This is a genomic window from Sphingopyxis sp. 550A, from assembly GCF_053569535.1.
The window spans coordinates 3,584,978-3,607,109 of record NZ_CM131615.1 but is presented as its reverse complement, the minus strand read 5'-3'; the positions used below and the strand labels follow the sequence as shown (position 1 = coordinate 3,607,109).

The 22,132-nt window shown below is 65.7% G+C and carries 18 protein-coding genes and 1 tRNA gene; 10 read left to right on the top strand and 9 right to left on the bottom strand.

What is annotated here, in order from left to right:
- Nucleotides 1-61 precede the first annotated feature (61 nt).
- Genes ACVENA_RS17440 through ACVENA_RS17425 form a run of 4 tightly spaced genes read left to right on the top strand, consistent with a single transcriptional unit; the run spans nt 62 to nt 3,436 of the window.
- Entirely contained in the window at nt 62-985 is a 924-nt protein-coding gene (locus tag ACVENA_RS17440) for an ABC transporter ATP-binding protein (RefSeq protein WP_449326405.1), read from the top strand.
- Nucleotides 978-1,427: an endonuclease domain-containing protein gene (locus ACVENA_RS17435; protein WP_449326404.1), complete on the top strand. Its 450-nt coding sequence runs from the start codon at nt 978-980 to the stop codon at nt 1,425-1,427. Before ACVENA_RS17440 ends, ACVENA_RS17435 begins: the two co-directional genes overlap by 8 nt.
- Complete coding sequence (gene nadB / locus ACVENA_RS17430) at nt 1,424-3,010, top strand: L-aspartate oxidase (protein WP_449326403.1); 1,587 nt, start codon at nt 1,424-1,426, stop codon at nt 3,008-3,010. Before ACVENA_RS17435 ends, nadB begins: the two co-directional genes overlap by 4 nt.
- A 33-nt stretch (nt 3,011-3,043) precedes the next feature.
- Nucleotides 3,044-3,436 carry a GxxExxY protein gene (locus ACVENA_RS17425; RefSeq protein ID WP_449326402.1) on the top strand — a complete coding sequence of 131 codons (393 nt, stop codon included), beginning with the start codon at nt 3,044-3,046 and terminating at the stop codon, nt 3,434-3,436.
- Nucleotides 3,437-3,472: 36 nt separating this feature from the next.
- On the opposite strand, the gene ACVENA_RS17420 is transcribed toward ACVENA_RS17425, so the two are convergent.
- Nucleotides 3,473-4,675, bottom strand: a complete 1,203-nt coding sequence (locus ACVENA_RS17420) for a M20 metallopeptidase family protein (RefSeq protein WP_449326401.1) — start codon at nt 4,673-4,675, stop codon at nt 3,473-3,475.
- A complete protein-coding gene (locus tag ACVENA_RS17415) occupies nt 4,672-5,850 on the bottom strand; it encodes an acyl-CoA dehydrogenase family protein (protein WP_449326400.1) in 1,179 nt (392 codons plus the stop codon). Before ACVENA_RS17415 ends, ACVENA_RS17420 begins: the two co-directional genes overlap by 4 nt.
- Nucleotides 5,851-6,064: 214 nt before the next feature.
- On the opposite strand from ACVENA_RS17415, the gene ACVENA_RS17410 reads away from it, so the two are divergent.
- On the top strand, nt 6,065-7,336 hold the full coding sequence (locus ACVENA_RS17410; protein ID WP_449326399.1) for a dipeptidase: 1,272 nt from the start codon (nt 6,065-6,067) through the stop codon (nt 7,334-7,336).
- Between the two features lie 164 nt (nt 7,337-7,500).
- Here the strand turns inward: ACVENA_RS17410 and ACVENA_RS17405 are convergent, their stop codons facing one another.
- Both ACVENA_RS17405 and ACVENA_RS17400 read right to left on the bottom strand, forming a co-directional pair.
- The gene (locus tag ACVENA_RS17405) at nt 7,501-7,920 is read right to left on the bottom strand and encodes a DoxX family protein (protein ID WP_449326398.1); all 420 of its coding nucleotides are present in this window, start codon (nt 7,918-7,920) and stop codon (nt 7,501-7,503) included.
- Nucleotides 7,917-9,221 (bottom strand): FAD-dependent oxidoreductase, encoded by a 1,305-nt coding sequence (locus ACVENA_RS17400; protein WP_449326397.1) that lies wholly within the window; start codon nt 9,219-9,221, stop codon nt 7,917-7,919. Before ACVENA_RS17400 ends, ACVENA_RS17405 begins: the two co-directional genes overlap by 4 nt.
- Before the next feature lie 241 nt (nt 9,222-9,462).
- Here ACVENA_RS17400 and ACVENA_RS17395 point away from each other — a divergent pair.
- Nucleotides 9,463-9,536 (top strand) — tRNA-Gln (locus tag ACVENA_RS17395).
- A 116-nt stretch (nt 9,537-9,652) separates the two neighbouring features.
- On the opposite strand, the gene ACVENA_RS17390 is transcribed toward ACVENA_RS17395, so the two are convergent.
- From ACVENA_RS17390 to ACVENA_RS17380, 3 genes are all read right to left on the bottom strand, one after another.
- Nucleotides 9,653-10,633 (bottom strand): NAD(P)H-dependent flavin oxidoreductase, encoded by a 981-nt coding sequence (locus tag ACVENA_RS17390; protein ID WP_449326396.1) that lies wholly within the window; start codon nt 10,631-10,633, stop codon nt 9,653-9,655.
- Between the two features lie 72 nt (nt 10,634-10,705).
- Complete coding sequence (locus ACVENA_RS17385) at nt 10,706-11,221, bottom strand: Lrp/AsnC family transcriptional regulator (protein WP_329627832.1); 516 nt, start codon at nt 11,219-11,221, stop codon at nt 10,706-10,708.
- Nucleotides 11,218-11,679, bottom strand: coding sequence for an Lrp/AsnC family transcriptional regulator (locus tag ACVENA_RS17380; protein ID WP_449326395.1), 462 nt, complete (start codon nt 11,677-11,679; stop codon nt 11,218-11,220). Before ACVENA_RS17380 ends, ACVENA_RS17385 begins: the two co-directional genes overlap by 4 nt.
- A 261-nt stretch (nt 11,680-11,940) precedes the next feature.
- Here ACVENA_RS17380 and ACVENA_RS17375 point away from each other — a divergent pair, with 261 nt between their 5' ends.
- The 3 genes from ACVENA_RS17375 to ACVENA_RS17365 all read left to right on the top strand — a co-directional run bounded on the left by ACVENA_RS17375 (nt 11,941) and on the right by ACVENA_RS17365 (nt 16,949).
- A complete protein-coding gene (locus ACVENA_RS17375) occupies nt 11,941-14,358 on the top strand; it encodes a TonB-dependent receptor (protein ID WP_449326394.1) in 2,418 nt (805 codons plus the stop codon).
- A gap of 63 nt (nt 14,359-14,421) precedes the next feature.
- Entirely contained in the window at nt 14,422-16,041 is a 1,620-nt protein-coding gene (locus ACVENA_RS17370) for a flavin-containing monooxygenase (RefSeq protein ID WP_449326393.1), read from the top strand.
- Nucleotides 16,042-16,064: 23 nt separating this feature from the next.
- Nucleotides 16,065-16,949, top strand: a complete 885-nt coding sequence (locus ACVENA_RS17365; protein WP_449326392.1) for an alpha/beta hydrolase — start codon at nt 16,065-16,067, stop codon at nt 16,947-16,949.
- Between the two features lie 6 nt (nt 16,950-16,955).
- Here the strand turns inward: ACVENA_RS17365 and ACVENA_RS17360 are convergent, their stop codons facing one another.
- Together ACVENA_RS17360 and ACVENA_RS17355 are read right to left on the bottom strand one after the other, a co-directional pair.
- Nucleotides 16,956-18,308, bottom strand: a complete 1,353-nt coding sequence (locus ACVENA_RS17360) for an amidohydrolase (protein ID WP_449326391.1) — start codon at nt 18,306-18,308, stop codon at nt 16,956-16,958.
- Nucleotides 18,309-18,349: 41 nt separating this feature from the next.
- The gene (locus tag ACVENA_RS17355; protein ID WP_449326390.1) at nt 18,350-18,931 is read right to left on the bottom strand and encodes a TetR/AcrR family transcriptional regulator; all 582 of its coding nucleotides are present in this window, start codon (nt 18,929-18,931) and stop codon (nt 18,350-18,352) included.
- 287 nt (nt 18,932-19,218) lie between these two features.
- Between ACVENA_RS17355 and ACVENA_RS17350 the strand changes: the two genes are divergently transcribed.
- Complete coding sequence (locus ACVENA_RS17350) at nt 19,219-22,122, top strand: TonB-dependent receptor domain-containing protein (RefSeq protein WP_449326389.1); 2,904 nt, start codon at nt 19,219-19,221, stop codon at nt 22,120-22,122.
- The last annotated feature ends 10 nt before the right edge of the window (nt 22,123-22,132 follow it).

The window sequence follows — 22,132 nt, the reverse complement described above, 5'->3', positions numbered from 1 at the left end:
GCGGCGCTCACCCATCAATCGCGCCTTTCGCCCGTCGAGCCGCGCGGCTATGGAGGCGGCCATGAGTGAAGCCGCCATCCGCATCGACGCCGTTTCCAAACTTTATGCTGGGGGCAAGCAGGCGCTCGACAAGGTCAGTTTCGAGGTGCCACGCGGGCAGATTTTCGGCCTGCTCGGGCCGAACGGCGCGGGCAAGTCGACGCTGATCAACATCCTTGCGGGACTGGTCAACAAGACGAGCGGCTCGGCGAGCATCTGGGGCTTCGACATCGACGCCGACCCGCGCAACGCCAAATATTCGATCGGCATCGTGCCGCAGGAAATCGTCTTCGATCCCTTTTTCACGCCGTTCGAGACGCTGGAGAATCAGGCCGGGCTTTATGGCGTGCCCAAGGACCGGCGCATTTCGGATGAACTGCTCGCCGCGGTGCATCTTGCCGACAAGCGCGACGCCTATGCCCGCACGCTGTCGGGGGGGATGAAGCGCCGCCTGCTCGTCGCCAAGGCGATGGTGCATTCGCCGCCGATCATCGTCCTTGACGAGCCGACCGCGGGGGTGGACATCGAGCTTCGCCAGCAGCTTTGGGAATATGTGCAGTCGCTCAACGATCGCGGCGTGACCGTGGTGCTGACGACGCATTATCTGGAAGAGGCCGAGGAGCTGTGCGACCGCATCGCGATCATCAACCACGGTCGGCTGATCGCGAACAAGCCGACCCGCGAGCTGGTCGACATGGCGCGCGAGAAGGTGGTGCTGGTGACGCTCGACGCCGATGTGACGGTGCTGCCGTCGCACCCCGCCTTCGACAAGGTCGAGCGCGAGGGCGAGCGCGGCCTTGCGATCAGCTACAACAAGGACCGGGTGAACGCGGGCGAGGTGCTCGCGGCGGTGAACGCGATGGGCCACGGTATCGTCGACGTCTCGACCCGCGAGGCCGATCTGGAGGATGTGTTCCTGAATTTGACACGGGCGGCGAATGGGTGAGGGCGACGCTTCTTCTCCCCTCCCGCAGGCGGGAGGGGCTGGGGGTGGGCCTGTCCGTCGGTTCCGGCCGCGCGAGACGCTGAAGGCGCAAAGGCTGCGCCGCGAGACGACGCCCGCCGAGCGGATTCTCTGGCGCGCCATTTCGAGGCGCCAGCTCGAAGGATGGAAATTCAGCCGCCAAATGCCGATCGGCCCCTATGTGGCGGACTTTCTGTGTCGCGAGGCCAGGCTCGTCGTCGAACTCGACGGCATTTCGCACGATGCGCGGCAGGAAGAGGATCGTCGCAGAGATGGCTATATGCGCCGACAAGGCTATCAAACGGCCCGTTTTGCGAATGCGGATGTTTTTACCAATCTGGAAGGCGTGTTGATGACGATCCTGTCGGCCCTGAATTCTGGCCCACCCCCAGCCCCTCCCGCCTGCGGGAGGGGAGAAGCATGACCGACACGCCGACCCACGACGTCATCATCGTCGGTTCCGGCGCGGCCGGCCTGACCGCCGCCATCGCGCTCGCCGATCATTGCCGGGTGCTCGTGCTCGCGAAGGGCGAACTGACCGGCGGGTCGACCGCGTGGGCGCAGGGCGGGATCGCGGCGGTGCTCGACGCGGGCGACACGTTCGAGAATCATATCGAGGACACGATGGTCGCGGGCGCGGGGCTCAACCGGCGCGAGACCGTCGAGTTCGTGGTCGAGAACGCCCCGCACGCGATCGAGCGGCTGATCGAGATGGGGGTCGCCTTCAACAAGGAGGAAGGTGCGCTCCACCTGACGCGCGAGGGCGGGCATTCGCACCGCCGCATCGTCCATGTCGACGACGCGACCGGCTGGGCGGTGCAGGCGGCGCTCCTCCAGACCGCAGAGGCGCATCCCAACATCACCCTGCTGCCGGGGCAGGCGTGCATCGACCTGATCACCGGGCGGCACGAGGAACGCTATTCGGGGTCGGGCCGCGTCTGGGGCGTCTATGCGCTCGACGAAAAGAGCGGCGAGGTCCACGCGCATGTCGGGCGCGCGACGATCCTCGCGAGCGGCGGGGCGGGGCGCGTCTATCAATTCTCGACCGCTCCCAGGGGCGCGACCGGCGACGGCATCGCGATGGCGTGGCGCGCGGGCTGCCGCGTCTCCAACATGGAGATGATGCAGTTCCACCCGACCTGCCTCTATAATCTGGAGGTCAAGAATTTCCTGATCACCGAGGCGGTGCGCGGCGAGGGCGGTATCCTCAAGCATCCGGTTACCGGGCATCGCTACATGCCCGATTACGACCCGCGCGCCGAACTTGCGCCGCGCGATATCGTCGCGCGCGCGAACGACGACCAGATCAAGCGCTTCGGGCTCGATTACGTTCACCTCGACATCAGCGACAAGGATCCCGATTTCGTCGCCGGGCATTTCCCCAACATCTACGAGAAACTGCTCACGCTCGGCATCGATATGACGAAACAGCCGATCCCGGTGGTGCCCGCGCAGCATTATACCTGCGGCGGGGTGCTGATCGACCTCGACGGGCGCACCGACCTGCCCGGCCTCTATGCGGCGGGCGAATGCACCGAGAGCGGGCTGCACGGTGCGAACCGCCTCGCGTCGAACAGCCTGCTTGAGTGCTTCGTCTTCGGCGAGGCGGCGGCGAAGCATATCGTCGCGCACTGGGACGAACTGGGCGCGCCGCCCGCGATTCGGCCGTGGGACGAAAGCCGCGTCACCGATTCGGACGAAGAGGTCGTCATCAAGCAGAACTGGACCGAGATTCGCCGCTTCATGTGGAACTATGTCGGCATCGTCCGCACGACAAAGCGGCTCGAACGCGCGCAGCACCGCATCAACATGCTGTCGGGCGAGGTCGGCGAATATTACGGCCATTTCCGCGTCACGACCGACCTGATCGAGCTGCGCAACCTGCTCCAGTGCGCCGAACTGATCGTCAAGAGCGCGCTCCACCGCAAGGAAAGCCGCGGGCTGCACTATACGCTCGACTATCCCGACCTCGCGGCGGAGGCGGTCGATACGGTGCTGGTGCCGTAATAATCTCACACAAAGACACAAAGAGGGCTGCTCATGCGATCGAATGTCGAGGAGATAGCCCGCATCGTGGTCGACTGCGGATATCGCCTTCATCAAAATCTGGGGCCGGGGTTGCTGGAATCGGCCTATGAAGCAATTTTGGCAGATCAATTGATGCGTCGCGGTGTCCACGTCGAGCGGCAGAAGCCCATTCCCATTCGATACGACGGCCTCGAACTGGCCGAAGGTTTTCGGGCCGATCTGATGCTCGAAGGCAGGCTGCTGATCGAATTGAAATCGGTGGAGCGGCTATCGCCGCTCCACAGCAAACAGGTTCTGACCTATTTGCGCCTGCTCGACCTGCCGCTCGGCTTATTGATCAATTTTGGGGGAGCCACGTTCAAGGAAGGCGTTCGTCGGATCGCAAATGGCGACCTTGCACGATAGAGGCGCCCTCTTTGTGTCTTTGTGTGAGATTTTCCCTTAACCGAACCCCTCGTTCAAAAACCGCTCCGCCAGCGCTGCGTGTAGCGCGGCGCCGCGGGCCATGACTTTTTCGTCGAGGACCATGCGATTGCTGTGCAAGCCGCAGCATTGGCGCCAGTCGCTGCCCTGCTCGCTGGCGCCGAGCCAGAACATCGCGCCGGGGACTTTTTCGAGGACGTAGGAGAAATCTTCCGCGCCCATCACCGGATTGTCCATCGTCAGCCAGGCGGCCTCGCCGAAAGTCTCCTCGACCACCGACTGGCCGAAGGCGACGGCGCGGCTGTCGCAGATGGTGACGGGGAAGCCTTCCTCGATATGCACCTCGGCGGTGCAGCGGTGCGCCTCGGCGATCGCGGGGGCGAGGCGTTTCAACTCCTCCGCGACCATCGCGCGGCGGTGCGGCGACAGGGTGCGGATCGTGCCGAGCATCTCGGCGGTTTCGGGGATGATGTTGTTCGTCGTCCCCGCCGCGATCTTCGCGATGGTGATCACCGCGGGATCGAAGACCGAGACGCGCCGCGTCACCATCGTCTGGATCGCCGAGACGATCTCGCAGGCGACCGGAATCGGGTCGATGCTGTCTTGCGGCATCGAGGCGTGGCCGCCCGCACCCTTGACTATGATCGACAGCACGTCGGACGAGGCGAGCAGCGGCCCGGCGCGCCCCGCAAAGACGCCGTGCGGCGCATTGGGCATGATGTGGAGCGCGAAGGCGGCGTCGGGGAGCGGGTCGATCAGCCCGTCGTCGAGCATGAAGCGCGCGCCGTGATGCCCCTCCTCGCCCGGCTGGAACATGAACATCACCGTGCCCGCGAGCCGCTCGCGCGCCGCGCAGAGCAGCTTCGCGGCGCCGACGAGCATCGCGACATGGGTGTCATGCCCGCAGGCGTGCATCGCGCCGCTGGTTTCGGAGGTGAAGTCGAGCCCCGTATCCTCCACGAGCGGCAGCGCGTCCATGTCGCCGCGCAGCAGCACGGTGCGCCCGTTGGCGGGACCACGCAGGATCGCGATCAGGCCGGTGGTCGACGGCCCCTCGCGAAATTCGAGCGGCAGCCCGGCGAGCGCGTCCTTGATCTTCGCGAGCGTCTTGGGATTCTGGAGCCCGAGCTCGGGCTCGCGGTGGATGGCGCGGCGAAGATCGACGAGATCGCCGAGGAGGGTTTCGGCCTCGGCGGGCCAGCTTCGGGCAATCTCGTTCATTTCTTTCCTCCTCCGAAGAGCTGCCGGCCCGCGAGGTCGAGCATGATTTCCTCGCTGCCGCCGCCGATCGCGTTGACGCGGACCTCGCGGTAGATGCGCTCGACCTTGCTGCCGGTGATATAGGAGGCGCCGCCGAGGATTTGCGCCGCCTCGCGCGCCACCGATTCGAGCATCCGGGTCGCTTGCACTTTCAGCATCGCGAAATCGGCGGGGCGCGCCTTGTTTTCGCGGACCTGCCACGCGGCGAGATCGACCCACGCCTGCGTCGCCTCGATCTGGCGCTCCATATCGGCGAGCTTGATGCGGATCGACTGGTGGCCGACGAGCGGCTTGCCGAAGGTTTCGCGGCTCTGGGCCCATTCGGCCGCCTCGGCGAGCGCGACGCGGGCGTAGGCGCAGCAGCCCATCGCCATGCCGAGCCGTTCGCTGTTGAAATTGCGCATGATGCCGATGAAGCCGCCATTTTCGGGACCGATCAGATTCTCGGCGGGGACGCGGACGTCGCTGAAGTGAATCGCCGCGGTGTCGCTGCACCGCCAGCCCATCTTGTCGAGCCGCGTGCGCTCGACGCCGGGCGCTGCCATGTCGATCAGCAGCAGCGAGATGCCCACGGCGCCGGGACCGCCGGTCCGCACCGCGCAGGTCAGCCAGTCGGCGCGCATCCCCGACGTGATGAACATCTTGCCGCCGTTGACGACATAATCGTCGCCGTCCCTGACCGCGGTCGTCTTGAGATTGGCGACGTCGCTGCCGCCGCCCGCCTCGGTGATGCCGAGCGCGATGATCTTTTCGCCCGCGAGAACCGGCGGCGCGATGCGCTGTTTGAGTTCCTCGGAGCCGAGCGCAAGGATCGGCGGCAGGCCGATGCCGTGGGTCATCAGCGACGCGCCGAGGCCGCCGGCACCGACCGCGGCGAGTTCCTCGGTGACGACGAGGCTGTGGAAATTGTCGAAGCCTTCCGAATGCCCGCCATATTGCTCGGGATAGCGGAGGCCGAGGATGCCGGCCTCGGCGGCTTTCCTGTGAAGCTCGCGCGGCAGCTCGCCCTCGGCCTCCCAGCGGTCGATATGCGGCGCGATCTCGCGCTCAACGAAGCGGCGGACGCTTTGCGCGAGCGCCTCGTGGGTTTCGTCATAATAGGGCGAGCGGGCGCGCCAGTCGTCGAAAGCTGTCATGCGGGGATGCTGCGCCGGGTTGACGTAAACGTCAAGTTGGACCGCGCCGAAGGCGCCTTTAAAATATTCTCACACAAAGACACAAAGAGGGCGGCGCGCGTCTGCACCGCACTCTTTGCGTCTTTGTGTGAGTATCATAAGCGCGACCTTGCGGTCGCGTGCAGACGACAAATTTCGGCTCGATTTCTGCGCCTTGTTCCTTAAGGTCGCACCCATGATAAAATCGATCCTGCTCGCTGGCCTCGCCGCTTTCGCTCTTGTTTCCGTTCCTGCGCTGGCGCAGCAATCGCCCGAAGCGGTCGCCGAAGCCGCGCTCAAGAAGGCGCCGGTGTTCGACGGGCACAATGACGTGCCGTGGGCGCTGCGCGAGCGTGTGCATAACATGATCAATACCTTCGATTTCCGCGACACGACCGATACCGCCCGGCCCGACGCCGACCCGCCCGAGATCGCGATGCACACTGATCTTCAGCGACTGCGCAAGGGCCATGTCGGGGCGCAATTCTGGTCGGTCTATGTGCCCGCCAACCCCGACGAGCCGCAGGCGATTCAGCAGACGCTCGAGCAGATCGACGTGACCAAGCGGCTGGTGGCACGCTATCCGAACGACATGATGCTCGCGACGAACAGCGCCGAGCTGGAAAAGGCGATGAAGGCAGGGAAGGTCGCTGGAATGATCGGCATGGAGGGCGGGCATTCGATCGGCGGATCGCTGGCGGTGCTGCGGCAGATGTACGACCTCGGTGCGCGCTACATGACGCTGACCCATTCGCGGAACATCGCCTGGGCCGACAGCGCGACCGACGCACCCGCGCACGACGGGCTCACCGATTTCGGGGTGCAGGTGGTGCGCGAGATGAACCGCATCGGGATGATCGTCGATTTGAGCCACACGAGCGAGGCGACGATGAAGGACGCGATCGCCGCGTCGAAGGCGCCGGTGATGTTCAGCCATTCGGGCGTGCGCGCGATCAACCCGCACCCGCGCAACGTCCCCGACAGCGTGCTGCCACTGGTCAAGGCGAACGGCGGGATCATCATGGTCGTGCTGCTGCCGGGCTTTCTCGACGCCGATGTCCGCGCGCAGGGACTCGCGCGCACCGCCGAGCAGGCGCGGCTGAACGCAATGTATCCGGGCGATCCCGCCGCGGCGGCGGCCGGGCTCAAGGCCTGGGACGCAGGCCATCCGGCGCTCACCACCAACGTCGCGAAGGTCGCCGATCATATCGACCATATCAGGAAGACGATCGGTGTCGATCATATCGGGCTCGGCGGCGATTATGACGGGATGGAATCGGCGCCCGTGGGGATGGAGGACGTGTCGGGCTATCCCGCGCTGTTCGTTGAACTCGCGCGGCGCGGATACAGCCAGGCCGATCTCGAAAAGATCGCCAGCGGCAATATGCTGCGCGTGCTGAAGGCGGTCGAGGCCTATGCCGCGAGCCAGAAGGGGCAGCCGCCGATCGAGACGCCGGTGGCGGAATAGGACGCCGCGACGATCGTATCGCGGACAGGATTATTTCAGACTGAATCGTCATCCCGGCGAAGGCCGGGATCTCACCCTATCGTAATGACGCACCGGCGAGATCCCGGCCTTCGCCGGGATGACGCGATAAGTAAGGCGGCGTTTCCGCCTAACCTGATCGCGATCTAATCCCGTTCTTTCATTCCGAACGGCCAATCCACCGCGCCGCTCGCCCATAACGCCCACCAGATGATCAGCGGCTGCGCGGCGAGGCGCGGGGCGTGATATCCCCAGCCGAGTGTGGTGCCGCCGATCGCGACATGCGCGAAGGCGTGGTGGAAATTCGCGGGCCAGACGCAGAGCGCGTAGAGCGCGAGGCCCCAGCCCGCCGCCTTGCGCGTCCGCGGGATCGTCAGCCCCAGCGCGCCCGCCAGTTCGGCGACCCCGGTCGCGGCGACGACGAGTGCAGGCTCGGGCACCCAGGGCGGGGTGATCGCCACGAAAGGCGCGGGGGTGGTCAGGTGGCGATAGCCCGCATAGGCGTAGGCAAGCGTGAGCAGCCAGCGCAGCGCGGCGCGCCAAAAGCCGGCGGCGCGCGGCGTCACCGCCCGATCGCGGCGAGCATCGCCTCGACGCTGGTGAATTTCTCGCGCGGGTTGCCGTCGATCGCGGCAGCGACTTCGGCCGCCTCGATCCGGCGCCAGTCGCGGAAGGTGACCGGCGCGACGCCGCGGCTCGCGAGCAGCGCGTCGAGCCCCGCGCGTCCCGCCTTGCCGGCGCCGTGGCCGATATCCTCCAGCACCAGCTCGGCGATCCGCGCGCCGTCGGGCTTGTTGGTGCCGATCGTCCCCGACGGCCCGCGCCGCGCCCAGCCGACCGCGTAGAGGCCGGGCAGGATGCGCCCCTCGTCGCTCGCGAAGCGGCCGCGGCCATGCTCATAGGGGACGCCGGGGATCGGCGGGGTCTGATAGCCGATGCAGCTCACGACCAGTCCCGCCTCGATCGCATAGGTTTCGCCGGTGCCGTGGCTGCGCAGCTCGGCATCGAGCTCGGTCTTTTCGACGATGACGCGCTGGACGCGGCCGTTTCCGCTTTCGGTGCCCTCGATCGCGACCGGCATGGCGAAGAAGTCGAAATCGATCGTCACCGGCTTGGCGACCGGATTGGCGGCGAAGCTGCGCAGATGCGTCACCGACTTGCGCATGCCGGGTTCGAGCATCGCGTCGTCGCCCTCGGGCGGCAGGTCGGCGGGGTCGACGCGCGGGGCGGCGCGTTCGAGATGGCCGAGCTCGCCGAGCTCCTTGGGGGTCATCGCGATCTGGTGCGGACCGCGGCGGCCGAGGATGTGGATCTCGCGCACCGCGCTTGCCGACAGCGCATCGCGCGCATGGGCGACGATGTCGCTGCCCGCGAATTCGGCCGGAGTCTTGGCAAGAATGCGCGCGACGTCGAGTGCGACATTGCCGTTGCCGATCACCACCACGCCCGGCGCGTCGAGCGGCGGATCGAGCGCGGCGAAATCGGGATGGCCGTTGTACCAGCCGACGAAGGCGGCGCTGCCGATCACCCCCGGCCGGTCGGCGCCGGGGATGGCGAGCGGCCGGTCGTGCGGCGCGCCGGTCGCGAGCACGACCGCGTCGTACAGCTCGGTGAGTTCGTCGATGCCGACGTCGCCGCCGACCGAGACATGGCCGACGAAGCGGACATTGTCGGTGAGGGCGACGCCTTCGTAGCGGCGCGACACCGCCTTGATCGATTGATGGTCGGGGGCAACCCCGGTGCGGATCAGCCCATAGGGGACGGGCAGCCGGTCGATGACGTCGATCGCGATATCCTCGGCCTTTTGCAAGGCTTCGGCGGTATAATATCCCGCCGGACCCGACCCGACGATCGCGACATGACGCATCAGTCCACCTCCATGATCGGGCGCCTGCGCCGGGACGCGGCCCCTTTTTCTTGGAGATGATGCTAGCGGCGAAATGCGCCAGAGCAAGCGGGCTGTTGCGTGGGGCGCAGCAGCCGCAATGAGACGAACGGTCGCACGAGTCGCAGGGCAATTGTCACACTGTGACTTTATGTGACGTCACACAATCGTCACAGGATTCCTCTTGACCCCCGGAAAACAGCCGTTTATTGGCGCCCGCTCCTGCCCCGTCGTCTAATGGTAAGACTACGGATTCTGATTCCGTCTATTGAGGTTCGAATCCTCACGGGGCATCCAATCCTTCGGTATTTCGGCGCGAATGCAAGGGCCGGGACGAGGCGTCCAGGGCGCGACCCTTATCGCTGCGCGTCCTCCGCATGGCGTTCCGGCTCCGGCCCAGGCCCGAGAATCGTTTAGCGGCCGCAGGCGACGAGGCGTTCGCGCGCGGACTCGGCCTGGCGCATGATGGTCGTGACCAGATCGGCGCAGGTGGGGATGTCGTGGATCAGCGCCTGGCTCTGGCCGCTGGTCCAGATGCCGCCATCGACATCGCCATCGCGCAGGACATTCTCGCGCCCGCGCACGCCCGCCATCAGATGCTTGACGTCGTCGAAGGTCTTGGTCGGATCGCGCTGGATTTCGGCGACCTCGATCGACACCGCGTTCTTCGCCACGCGGGCGGTGTTGCGCAGCGTGCGCCCGACCAGCACGGTGTCGGTTTCGTTCGCATCGACGATGCGCTGCTTCACATTCGGGTGAATCTTTGCCTCGACCGTCGCGCAGAAGCGCGTGCCCATGTTGACCGCGTCGGCGCCGAGCGCGAGCGCGGCGACCAGGCTGCGCCCGTCGGCCATGCCGCCCGAAGCGATGATCGGAGTGTCGGGAAGCGCGTCGACCGTCGCGGGAAGCAGCACGACGAGCCCGACATCGTCCTCGCCCGGATGTCCGGCGCATTCGAAGCCGTCGATGCTGATCACGTCGACGCCCTTTCGCACCGCCGACACCGAATGACGGACCGAGGTGCATTTGTGGATGACCCTGACCCCCTCTTCCTTGAAGCGCGGCAGATGGTCGGTCGGCGCGCGGCCCGCGGTCTCGACGATCTTGATCCCGCTCGCGATGATCGCCTCGCGATAATCGTCATAGGGGATGGGGTTGATCGACGGCAGCAGGGTCAGGTTGACGCCGAAGGGCTTGTCGGTGCGCTTCCGCGTCGCCTCGATCTCGTCGAACAGCGCCTGGCCGGTCGGATACATGTGCGCGGTGATGAAGCCCAGCGCACCCGCATTGGCGACCGCGGCGACGAGTTCGCCATAGCCGACGCCGGTCATCCCGCCCATGACGATCGGGGTTTCGATGCCGAACATCTCGGTGATACGCGTCTTGAAAGCCATGGTCTTTTTCCTCGGTTGCGGGCGATTGCCCTGTTCTTATTGCACGCCTTCCTCTCGGCGCGCGGGGTTCGATCAGCCGGCGTCGGCCTTGACGACGCCGCCGTGCCAGCTTCGATATTCGTCCTCGCCGGTATCGATCACATATTGATGGCGGTGGATGGGGTAGGAGCTGACCTGGCGGAACTGGACCCGCCGGACGCCGGGCATTCCGTAGATCTCGTCGATGGTTGCGGTGAGCGCATTCTGGTCCTTTGCGTAAATATGGGCGAGGAGGTTGAACGACCCCGTCTTCATCGCGCAGCCCGAGCAGCGATCCATGCCCGCGAGCGCGCGATAGGTGGCGCTGAGTTCGCTCGGGTGAACCTCGACATAGGCCCATCCGAAAACGCGCATGTTCGTCGCGCTGACGTCGATGAGCAGGCCATAGGTGATGGTGCCGGTTTCGGTCAGCCGCCGCAGCCGCTTGCGGATGGCGGCTTCGGAAAGGCCGAGCTGGCGGCCGAGCGCCCGATTGCTGGTGCGGCCGTCCCCGTGCAATATCTCGATGATCTGGCGGTCGATCGGATCGGGGTCGAAGCGAATGGTCATAGTGAGGCGATTCCCGATTTGATGCACGCCTCGCCGATCGAAACGTCGGTCGCAAGCGCGACGACGCCGGGGATCCGGCCGATCCGGGTTTCGACGATCTCGCGAAAGTCGGATACCTCCTGCGCGAAGATCATCACCTGCAGGAAGGGATTGTCGAAGAAGCGGGAGATCGAGAAGACCGTTTCGATTTCGGCGATCTCGGCCGCGATGCGTTCGATGTCGGCATGTTCGCAGCTCACCTCGATCCAGCCGACCGTCGCATAGCCGGCCCGCGCGATATTCTGCTGGACCGACGGCTTGATCACCTTGGCGCGGATGAGCGCGTCGACCCGGACCGAGATGGTGCTTTCGGCGACTCCGAGTTCGCCGGCGATGTCCTTGTTCGAAATCTGGGGGCGGCGCGACAGGACCGCGATGATCTGACGATCGAGCGCGTCAATCTTTCTGGTCCCCGTCATCCGCTCGATGTCCCCATTGCGTCCGGCCCGTTTTCGGTGCGCGCCGCCGGGAATGGGCCGGGAATTTGCATGACTCAAGCGAAAAATCCATCTCATTTGATGAAGATATATAATGCAGAATTATGCGTTCCGATTTTGCCTTGACAGGTTCGCATTCATCGATAATCATCGCGACATACAGAAAGTCCAAAAATGGGCAAGCGCCGCGTGGGAGCGGCGAACCGGCACCGCGAGGGCCGGGCGCAGGGAGAGGAAAAGGCTATGGGAATCAGACTGAGGCATTCTGTCCGCTGGCTGGCGGCCGCCAGCTGCCTGGCGATCGCGGGGGCGCTGCCCGCGACGGCGAGCGCCGCCGAGGAAACGGCAGACGACGCCGCAGCGCAGGCCCGCGAAGCTGCGAGTGCGGCCCATGGCGAAACCGATATCGTCGTGACGGCGCGCCGCCGCGAGGAAGGGCTGAGCCGCACGCCGGTCGCGGTTTCGGTGCTGACCGGCGATGCGCTCCAGTCGCGCAGCATCAATTCCGAGGCCGACCTCCAGACCGCGACGCCGGGGCTGATCGTCCGCTCGACCCAGGGGAGCAGCCAGTTCAACTATGCGATCCGCGGCCAGTCGATCGATGCCTTCAGCGTCTCACAGCCGGGGGTGCTGACCTATGTCAACGAGTTCCAGACCAACGCGCTGACGGCGGGTTCGCTCTACGATCTCGGTTCGGTGCAGGTGCTCAAAGGGCCGCAGGGGACATTGTTCGGCCGCAACACCACCGGCGGCGCGGTTCTCTTCTCGACCGCGGAGCCCGAGTTCGACGCCTTCGCGGGCATGGCGCGCGGGCGCGCGGGCAATCTCGGCGCGTGGCAGCTCGAGGGCATGGTCAACGCGCCGCTCGGCGATGGCGTGGCGCTTCGTCTTGCGGGGCTCGTCGACCAGCGCGACGGTTTCGTGCGCAATCTCGTCAATGGCGAGCGGCTCGCCAATGTCGATCGCTGGTCGATCCGCGGATCGCTGCGCTTTCAGATCGGCGATGTCATCGAGAGCAGGTTCGTCGGCGAATATGGGCGGACCAAGGGCCATGGCGATCCGCTTCTGGCCTATTCGGCCAACGCGCCGGGATCGGTCGGCCCGAACGGGCAGGCGCTCGCCGCCGACGTGCCGACTTTCTACAGCCCCATCCTCGACACGATCGCCGGCGCCGGCGCCTATGCAGCCCTGATGGCCGCCTATCCGGGCACGCCGGCGGGGGGCTATGGCGATTATGTGAACGTCCAGCGGGGGCTCGGCACTCGGGCGACCTATCTCGACGCCGATACCGGCCTCGACGCCAGGAGCGGCTACATCATCAACACCACCAGCATCGATGTTTCGGACAGCGCCCAGATCAAGAATATCATCGGCTATTCGAGCAACCGCAACGTGTCGCTGTTCGACCAGGACGGCAGCCCCTTTCCCTTCTATGGCTATGTCCAGACCTTCAACCGGGTGAAGACCTTCTCGGAGGAATTGCAGCTTTCGGGAAGCGCGATCGACGGCCGGCTGAGCTATATCGCCGGCCTCTATTATTCGAAGGAAAAGCGGACGAGCGGACAGGATTTCCGCTATTTCGATCTTGGCCCGGTCGCCAATCCGATCCTCGCGCCCGTTTTCGGCGCGCCGTCGCTGCCGCTCGCCAACCGTCTCGAGGGCGATTTCGACATCCAGAGCATCGGCGCCTTTGCGCAGCTCTCGTTCAAGCTGACCGACCAGCTCAGCGCGACGGGCGGCATCCGCTATACGAAGGAGAAGAACGCCTTCACCGAAGTGTCGGGCTTCGCCCCTTTCTATCCGTCGGGAATCGTCGAGAAGCGCAAGGACAGCAAGCCGAGCTGGACGCTGGGAGTCGAATATCAGGCGACGCCGACCTTCTTCCTCTATGCGACCTATCGCGGAAGCTGGCGCGGCGGCGGCTTCAACTATAATGCGCCGCCGGTCAACGCGTCGGCCGAGAATGGCGGCAACAGCTTCGACCCCGAACGGATCGAGGATGTCGAACTGGGCGCCAAATTCCTCGGCGAGGTCGGCACGGTTCCGGTTCGCGCCAATCTGGCCGTCTATAAAAGCTGGGTGAAGGCCATCCAGCGGGTCGCCTATCTGACCTTTCCCGATGTCGGGCCGGGCGGGGCGACCGTCAACGCGGACGGCGCGACCTTCCGGGGCGTCGAGTTCGATGCAGAGGTCACCGTGGCGCCGGGGGTGCGGATCGGCGGTTCCTTCAATCACACCGATCCCAAATATCGCGGCGATACGCAGCAGACGCTGTTCGGCACCTTCATCGACTTCACGACCTTTGCCGACGTGACCCGATATTCGGGAAGCGGCTATATCGACGTCGCGGCGCCGCTCGGCAACGACGCGGGCGAATTGCGCGCGCGCGTCGACATCTATGCGCAGTCGGGCCTCTATTTCTCCAACTATGGCCAGAGCGGCGCGCCCGGCACCCGGCTGCCTTCCTATGAGCTCGTCAACGCCCGGATCGGCGTCGACGACATCGGCGGCACCGGCATCTCCGCCGCCTTCTTCGCCAAGAATATCTTCGACAAGGAATATTTCGTCGGCGGCATCGGGCTCGGCACTGCCGGTGGCTACAACCTCGCGGTTCCCGGCGAACCGCGCACCTACGGCGTCGATTTGAGCTTCCGCTTTTAGAGACCCTCCTCCGCCCCGGCCGCTCGCCGGTCCGGGCGCTTTTCCCTCACTGGAGTGGGCCATATGATTGAAATGGACGCGATCGTCATCGGCGCCGGCATGTCGGGCATGTATCAGCTTCACCTGCTGCGACGGCTCGGCCTGTCGGTGCAGGTTCTGGAGGCGGGCGGCGAAGTCGGCGGCACCTGGTACTGGAACCGCTATCCGGGCTGCCGTTTCGATTCCGAAAGCTACAGCTATTGCTTTTCCTTCGACGAGGACATGCTCCAGGAATGGAACTGGAGCGAGCATTTCGCGCCGCAGCCCGAAACCTTCGCCTACCTCCGCCGCGTCGCCGACAAGCTCGATCTGCGCAAGGACATCCGTTTCGGCACGCGGGTCGTGTCGGCGCACTGGCAGGATGAAACCGGACGCTGGCTGGTGCGGTGCGAGGATGGTTACGAAGCCCGCGCCCGCTATCTGGTGACGGCGATCGGCATATTGTCGATCCCCGTCATCCCGAATTTTCCGGGGCGGGACCGCTTCGCGGGCCGGCAGTTCCACACCTCCGACTGGCCGCGCGACGGAATCGAGCTTGCGGGCAAGCGCGTCGCGGTCGTCGGCACAGGGGCCACCGGGGTCCAGGTCATTCAGGAAATGGCGAAGGTCGCGGGGCAGCTTACCGTGGTCCAGAAAGAGCCGAACTGGTGCAAGCCGCTCTGCAACGGCCCGATTTCGCCTGAGGAAATGGCCGACATCAAGGCGCGCTATGCCGAAATCTTCGCGACCTGCCGCGGCAGCGACGCGGGGTTCGTCCACAATTGGGATCCGCGCGGCACGTTCGACGTCAGCGACGAGGAACGTGAAGCCTTTTACGAACAGAAATATGGCGAACGCGGCTTTGCCTTCTGGCTGAGCAATTTTGCCGATCTCTCGGTCGATGCACGCGCGGCCGGCCTCGCGAGCGATTTTCTCGCGCGCAAGATCCGCGCGCGCGTTGCCGATCCGGCCACGGCGGAAAAGCTCATCCCCAAGGACCATCTGTTCGGCACGCGCCGGGTGCCGATGGAGACGAATTATTATGAGGTATTCAACCAGCCCAACGTCGACCTGATCGACGTCAACGCCGACCCGCTGATCGAGATCACGCCCGAAGGCATGCGGTTCGAAAGCGGCTTCGTGCCCGTCGACGTGATCATCTATGCCACGGGCTTCGACGCGGTACGCGGCGCCTTCGACCGCATCGACATCGTGGGCAAGGGCGGGTTGACGCTGAAGGAGAAATGGGACGACGGGCCGGTCACTTTCCTGGGTCTCCAAAGCCACGGCTTCCCCAATTTCTTCATGATCGTCGGGCCGCACAGCGGCGCCACCTTCTGCAACGTGCCGCGCTGCGCCGAACAGAATGTCGAGTTCATCGCCGGGCTGATCGGGCACATGGAAGGCAAGGGGCTGACGCGGTGCGAAGCCACCGCGGCCGCCGAGGAAGACTGGACGAACCAGGTGCTCGACCAGGCGGACCAGTTGCTCGCGGGCAAGACCAACAGCTGGTTCACCGGGATCAACCACAACATCGAAGGGCGGGGAAAGCGCAAGATGCTGCTCTATACGCTCGGTCAGCAATATTTCCTGAAGGTCTGCCGCGACGTCGTCGAGCAGGACTATCGCGGCTTCGACATGGCGCGCGAGCGGACGGCCGCCTGAGCCCTTTTCCCAAGGAGAGTCCCATGCCCAGCGCAGCCTATGAAGCTCTGGTCGCCGATCTGTTCGCATCGCCGATGCCGACCGACATAAAGGAGATGCGCGAGGCCTATCGCGCGATGGGCGACGCCTTTCCGCTGCCCGATGACGTCAGAGTGGCAAAAACCACGCTCGGCGGCCGCCCCTGCGAATGGCTCGCGGTCGCCGCGGCGCCGCGGCACGCCATCCTGCTCATGCACGGCGGCGGATATTGCATCGGCGGTCTCGATTCGCACCGGCATCTCGGCGGCGAGATCGCGCGGCAAACCGGCGGCCGGGTCGCCGTGATCGATTATCGCTTGGCGCCCGAGCACCCCTATCCGGCGGGACTCGACGACTGCAAGCGGGCCTATGCCGAGCTTCTGGAGCAGGCGGGCACCGAAAAAATCGCTCTGGTCGGCGACAGCGCCGGGGCCGGGCTCGTGATGGCGCTTCTCGCCGAATTGCTGCGCGAGAAGCAAGGGCTCCCGGCCAGCATCTATTGCATGTCGCCCTGGGCCGATCTTGCCAATACGGCCACGTCGCGGACGCTCAAATGCGCCGGCGACCCGCTGGCGAAGATCGACCAGCTTGCCAAGATGGCCGATCTTTACGCCGGGGGCATCGCGGTCAGCGATCCCCGTATTTCACCGGCCTTCGCCGACTTTCGGGGGGCGCCGCCGGTCTTCATTCAGGCGGGCACCGCCGAAGTCCTGATGGACGATGCGCTCAACCTCGCCAAATCGCTCGCCGATGCCGACGTCGACGTCGACCTCGAGCTTCGCGCCGGCATGGTGCACGTCTGGCCCTGGTTCTTTCCCGCGATTCCCGAAGGAGCGGCCGCGCTTACGCGCGCGTGCCGCTTCCTGTCGCGTCATTTCGATGAGGGCTGACCCCGTCTATTTCGCCTGACCCGCGTTGCCGAGGACCATCATCGCCGACAGCGCCAGCGTCTGCGCGCCGCGCTTGATCGTCGGTTCGGGGACCGGCGCGAAATAGGGCGAATGATTGACCGGCAGCGGCTTCCCCTCGGCCTTGTAGCGTGCGATCGTTGCCGGGTCGTAGCCGCCGATCGCGAAGAAGACCGACGGCACGCCTTCGTCGATGAAGACCGAATAATCCTCGCTCGCGGTGCCGCCCGACTCGCTGGCGGGGACGAATTGCACATCCTTGCCGAAGACCGTCTTCAGCATCGCCGCCGACCGCGCCGACAGCGCCGCGTCGTTGTGGACCGCGTTGGTGCCCGTCGGCTGGGTGATCGTCGGCTCGGGCGCGCGCGCCATCGCCGCGACCGAGCGCGCAGTGCGCTCGACGCCCTCGACGAGCAGTTTGCGCGTCGCATCGTCGTGCGAGCGCAGCGTGAGCTTGAGATCGGCGTGGTCGGGAATGATGTTGTTGACCGTGCCCGCGGTGAAGGCGCCGACGGTCACGACGCCGAACGCCTTGGGGTCCTTTTCGCGGCTGATGATGGTCTGGACGTCGGTGACGAAGCGGCTGCCCATCATCACCGGATCGATGCTCATATTCGGCATCGACCCGTGCGCGCCGACGCCGTTGAAGGTGATGTCGATCGCGTCCGATGCCGAGCTGACGACGCCGTCCTTCACCATCACCGTGCCGACCGGGAGCGGCGCGACGTGCGCGGCGAAACCGAAATCGGGCTTGGGCCAGCGGGTGAACAGCCCGTCGGCGATCATCGCCTTCGCGCCGCTGACATTCTCCTCGGACGGCTGGCCGATGAACATCAGCGTGCCGTGCCACTGGTCCTTCATCGCCGCGAGCGCCGCGGCGGCGCCGACCCACCACGCCATGTGGCTGTCGTGGCCGCAGCTATGGTCGACGAAGCTCAGCTTGCCATCGACGGTCTGCTGCGCGCGGCTGGCATAGGGGAGGCCGGTCTTTTCCTCCATCGGCAGCGCGTCCATCTCGGCACGGACGAGCAGGGTCGGACCCTCGCCGTTCTTGAGGATCGCGACAATGCCGGTCTTGCCGACCTTTTCGGTGACGGTGAAACCGAGCTTGCGCATCTCGGCGGCAAGGATCGCGGCGGTGCGCACTTCCTGAAAGCCGACCTCGGGATGCGTGTGGAGATCCTTGTAGAGCGCGTCGAGGTGCGGATATTGCTTGTCGATCGTCGCGTCGATCCGCGCCAGCGCGGCGGCGACGTCGAAGCCGGGCGCGGCCGGGGCCGTCTGGGCATGGACGGGAAGCGCGGCGAGGCCGGCAGTCAGGGTCAGCAATATCTTGCGCATCGGGCAATCTCCACTGTTGGAACGGAAAGGGATGCGCCGGGTCAGCGCAGGAGCGCGGCGACCAGGCGGTGCAGGAAATCGTCGGCGACCGGACGGCGAGCGAGATAGCCCTGGTCGATCGCGGCGGTGATCGCGAAGAGGATTTCGAAGGGCGACAGGATGGGGGCGATGCCCTGTTCGCCGAGCGCGCGGGTCAGCGTCGCGACATTGGCTTTGCGCCGTCGGCGCTGCGCGTCCATGATCGGGGCGATGAGGTCGGGCGCCGCGCGCCGCGCCTCATAGATGGCGGGCAGGCAGGTGCCCACGACCGGGTCGTCATAGCGGTTGCGGACGGCGATCGCGAAAGCAAGCAGGTCGGCCGCCGCGTCGCCCCCATCGACGAGCAGCGCGTCGTCGAAGCGGTCGTTGAAGGCGTCGACGAGCGCCGCGATCGCCGAGGGCCAGCGGCGATAGAAGGTCGGACGGGGAATACCGGCATGCTGGCAGATGCGATTGATCGACAGGCCGGCGAAGCCATGCTCGCCCAAGAGGACGACCGCACTGTGTTTGATCCGGTCGTCGAGATCGGCCTGCCGCGGTCGCCCCGCCGTCGTGTCCCTGTCGCCCACTGCCGTGACTTCCATCTGTCCCGCACCCGCAATGCCCGATCGCGCCGCCCCAGGCGAATGAATAATATCGATACATAATTGTATCGATATTTTATGCAAGGTCAAGGGTTTCGCTCGGTCCGCGCCGCCGCCCCCTTCGTTTCCGCCCTTGCCCGGGGATTGACATACGTATCGATTTTGCGCCAAAGCTCGATTTCGATGCATATTTGTATCGAAATAGTTCGCGGTAGCGACAGATAATGACGAAGGGGCGATCAAGCCCTCGCATCGCCGCGGCAGGCAAACAGGGAAGGGCTCTCGATATGTTGGATAATCGCAAATTGTTGCTCGTGATTTCGGCGTCGGCTTTCGCGCTCGCCGGCACCCCCGCCTTCGCGCAGGACGAGCCTGCCGCCGCCGAGACGGCGGCCGATGCGGGCGCGAACGAGATCGTCGTCACCGGCTCGCGCATCGCGCGCCGCGATTTCGAGGCCGCGAGCCCGATCGTCACCTTGGGCGCCGACGCCGTCGCCGCGACCGGGCAGGCGACGCTGGAGGGCGCGCTCAACCAGCTTCCGCAATTCTCGGCTGGTTCGACCGCCTTCTCGAATGACCTCAACGCGACGGGGCAGGCGACGCTCAACCTGCGCGGCCTCGGCGCGCAGCGCAACCTCGTGCTGCTCGACGGCCGCCGCCTTCAGCCGTCGAACAGCAGCCAGGTCATCGACATCAACACCATCCCCTCGATCCTCGTCGGCGGGACGGAGATCATCAGCGGCGGCGCTTCGGCGGTCTATGGCTCCGACGCCATCTCCGGAGTCGTCAACTTCAAGGTGCGCGACCTCGAAGGGGTCGAGATTTCGGGCCAGAACACGCTGACCGAGCGCGGCGACGGCGGCATTCGCGAGATTTCGATCGGCGCGGGCACGCGCTTCGCCGACGGCCGCGGCCGGATCATCGTCGGCGCCGCCTACACCGACCGCGACGCCGTCAACATCAACAGCCGCGCCTTCTTCCGCCAGAATCAGGGCGTGTCGGGGACGATTCCGTTCGGCATCTTCACCCCGGGCGCGAACCCCGCCAGCCAGCAGGCGCTCGACGACGCCTTCGCGGCTTATGGCGTCGCGCCGGGATCGGTGATCCCCGCGGCGGGGATCGGCGTCAATGCGGACGGCACGCTCTTCGCCAACGGACGCGGCGTCTATAATTATCGCGACAACGAGCCCTATCTCTACAACAACGGGCAGGCGCTGCTGCAGGTGCCGTCGACGACCTATACGCAGATTCCGCTCGAGCGCATTTCGACCTTCGGCCGCGCGACCTTCGAGGCGAGCGACAATATCAAGCTGTTCGTCCAGGGACTCTATACCGACTATACCTCGACGACGATCCAGGACCCCGCGCCGAACGCCGGGCTGTGGACGATCCGCGTGCCGGTCACCAATCCCTTCGTTCCCGATGCGCTCCAGCCGATCCTCGCATCGCGCGCCAATCCGACCGCACCGGTCGTCGTGACCAAGCGCTACAGCGAGGCCGGTCCGCGCAGCGTCGATCACAAGGCGACGACGCGGCAGGTCCTCGGCGGCGCCTCGGGCAAGTTCGGCGCCAGCGGCATCACCTGGGAGCTTTATGGCTCGACGGGGAAGAGCATCGTTGACGACATCTCCTACGGTTCGGTCTTCACCAGCAAGGTGCAGCAGCTCGCGTCGGCCGCCGATGGCGGCGCGTCGATCTGTTCGGGCGGCTATAATCCGTTCGCGGTCACCAACTCGCCCGAATGCGTCGCCTTCATCAGCGGCGTGACACGCAACCGCACCGAGACGAAGCAGGACGTCGTCGAACTCAATCTGCAGGGCGGCATCGCGCAGCTTCCCGCGGGCGAGCTCCGCTTCGCGGCGGGCGTCGGCTATCGCCGCAACGAATTTGCCTTCACCCCCGATCCTGAGCAGGTGACCGGCAACATCGTCGCGATTGCGCGCACCTCGCCGACCGCGGGTTCGACGAGCGCGAAGGAGGCCTATGCCGAGCTGCTGATCCCGCTGCTCCACGACATTCCGCTGATTCAGGACCTCACCATCGATGCGGCCTATCGCTATTCGGACTATAAGCAGAGCGGCGGGGTTTCGACCTACAAGGTTGATGTCGACTGGACCGTGGTGAGCGGCGTGCGGCTGCGCGGCGGCTATCAGCGCGCGATCCGCGCGCCGAACGTCGGCGAGCTTTATACCGCGACCACCGGCCTTTTCCCGACCATCGGCTCGGTCGCCAACGGTGCCGGCGATCCGTGCGACACGCGCAGCGCGTTCCGGAACGGCGCCAACGCGGCGCAGGTGCGGGCGATCTGCATCGCGCAGGGGATGCCCGAGGTGCTCGCCGACTCCTATATCAACAATGTCACGCAGGTGGCGGCCTTCCTGTCGGGCAACGCCAATCTGAAGCCCGAAAAGGCCGACACCTGGACGGTCGGCGCGGTGCTGTCGCCGCGCGCGGCGTCGCCGTGGCTGTCGAACCTGCGCGCGTCGGTCGACTATTATAATATCGCGATCGACGACGCGATCGCGACGATCCCGGTGTCGGTGTCGCTCAACAAATGCTTCAACGCCGACGGCAGCAACCCGAGTTACGACGCGAATAATTTCTTCTGCGCGCTGATCGGCCGCGACGTCAATTCGGGGGGCATCACCAACGCGCTACAGCCCTATCTGAACCTTGGCGGCTACAAGACCGCGGGGGTCGATGTGCAGCTCGACTGGTCGGTGCGCCTCGCTGACGTCGGGCTCGGCGACGGGTCGGGGCGCTTCGGCATTTCGTCGGTGATCAACTATCTCGACAAGTTCGAGATCCAGAACCTCCCCGGCGGGCCGTTCCAGGATTTCGGCCGCACGATCGGATCGGGAACCACGCTGCCGCGCTGGCGCTCGACGACCTCCTTCACTTTCGGCACCGACAGCATGAGCGCGCTGCTGCGCTGGCGGCATATCGGTGCGATGACGGATGCGTCGAAGGTCACGAACGCGGCGAGCACGACGCCGGGGGTCAAGGCGTATGATTATTTCGACCTCTCGCTGCGCGTCGACCCGGCCGAGCGCTTCAGCCTGCGCTTCGGGGTGAACAACCTGTTCGACAAGACGCCGCCGGTGGTCAGCGGCGTCCTCGGCCAGACCGACGCGAGCACTTATGACGTGCTCGGCCGCACCTATTATCTCGCCGCCACGGCGCGCTTCTGACGGTCAGGAA

Coding starts and splice junctions, on each gene's coding strand:
- ACVENA_RS17350 (WP_449326389.1), top strand. CDS start 19,219: ATGTTGGATAATCGCAAATTGTTGCTCGTGATTTCGGCGTCGGCTTTC.
- ACVENA_RS17410 (WP_449326399.1), top strand. CDS start 6,065: ATGATAAAATCGATCCTGCTCGCTGGCCTCGCCGCTTTCGCTCTTGTT.
- ACVENA_RS17375 (WP_449326394.1), top strand. CDS start 11,941: ATGGGAATCAGACTGAGGCATTCTGTCCGCTGGCTGGCGGCCGCCAGC.
- nadB (WP_449326403.1), top strand. CDS start 1,424: ATGACCGACACGCCGACCCACGACGTCATCATCGTCGGTTCCGGCGCG.
- ACVENA_RS17360 (WP_449326391.1), bottom strand. CDS start 18,308: ATGCGCAAGATATTGCTGACCCTGACTGCCGGCCTCGCCGCGCTTCCC.
- ACVENA_RS17385 (WP_329627832.1), bottom strand. CDS start 11,221: ATGACCATTCGCTTCGACCCCGATCCGATCGACCGCCAGATCATCGAG.
- ACVENA_RS17440 (WP_449326405.1), top strand. CDS start 62: ATGAGTGAAGCCGCCATCCGCATCGACGCCGTTTCCAAACTTTATGCT.
- ACVENA_RS17415 (WP_449326400.1), bottom strand. CDS start 5,850: ATGACAGCTTTCGACGACTGGCGCGCCCGCTCGCCCTATTATGACGAA.
- ACVENA_RS17435 (WP_449326404.1), top strand. CDS start 978: ATGGGTGAGGGCGACGCTTCTTCTCCCCTCCCGCAGGCGGGAGGGGCT.
- ACVENA_RS17355 (WP_449326390.1), bottom strand. CDS start 18,931: ATGGAAGTCACGGCAGTGGGCGACAGGGACACGACGGCGGGGCGACCG.
- ACVENA_RS17365 (WP_449326392.1), top strand. CDS start 16,065: ATGCCCAGCGCAGCCTATGAAGCTCTGGTCGCCGATCTGTTCGCATCG.
- ACVENA_RS17380 (WP_449326395.1), bottom strand. CDS start 11,679: ATGACGGGGACCAGAAAGATTGACGCGCTCGATCGTCAGATCATCGCG.
- ACVENA_RS17390 (WP_449326396.1), bottom strand. CDS start 10,633: ATGGCTTTCAAGACGCGTATCACCGAGATGTTCGGCATCGAAACCCCG.
- ACVENA_RS17420 (WP_449326401.1), bottom strand. CDS start 4,675: ATGAACGAGATTGCCCGAAGCTGGCCCGCCGAGGCCGAAACCCTCCTC.
- ACVENA_RS17425 (WP_449326402.1), top strand. CDS start 3,044: ATGCGATCGAATGTCGAGGAGATAGCCCGCATCGTGGTCGACTGCGGA.
- ACVENA_RS17400 (WP_449326397.1), bottom strand. CDS start 9,221: ATGCGTCATGTCGCGATCGTCGGGTCGGGTCCGGCGGGATATTATACC.
- ACVENA_RS17370 (WP_449326393.1), top strand. CDS start 14,422: ATGATTGAAATGGACGCGATCGTCATCGGCGCCGGCATGTCGGGCATG.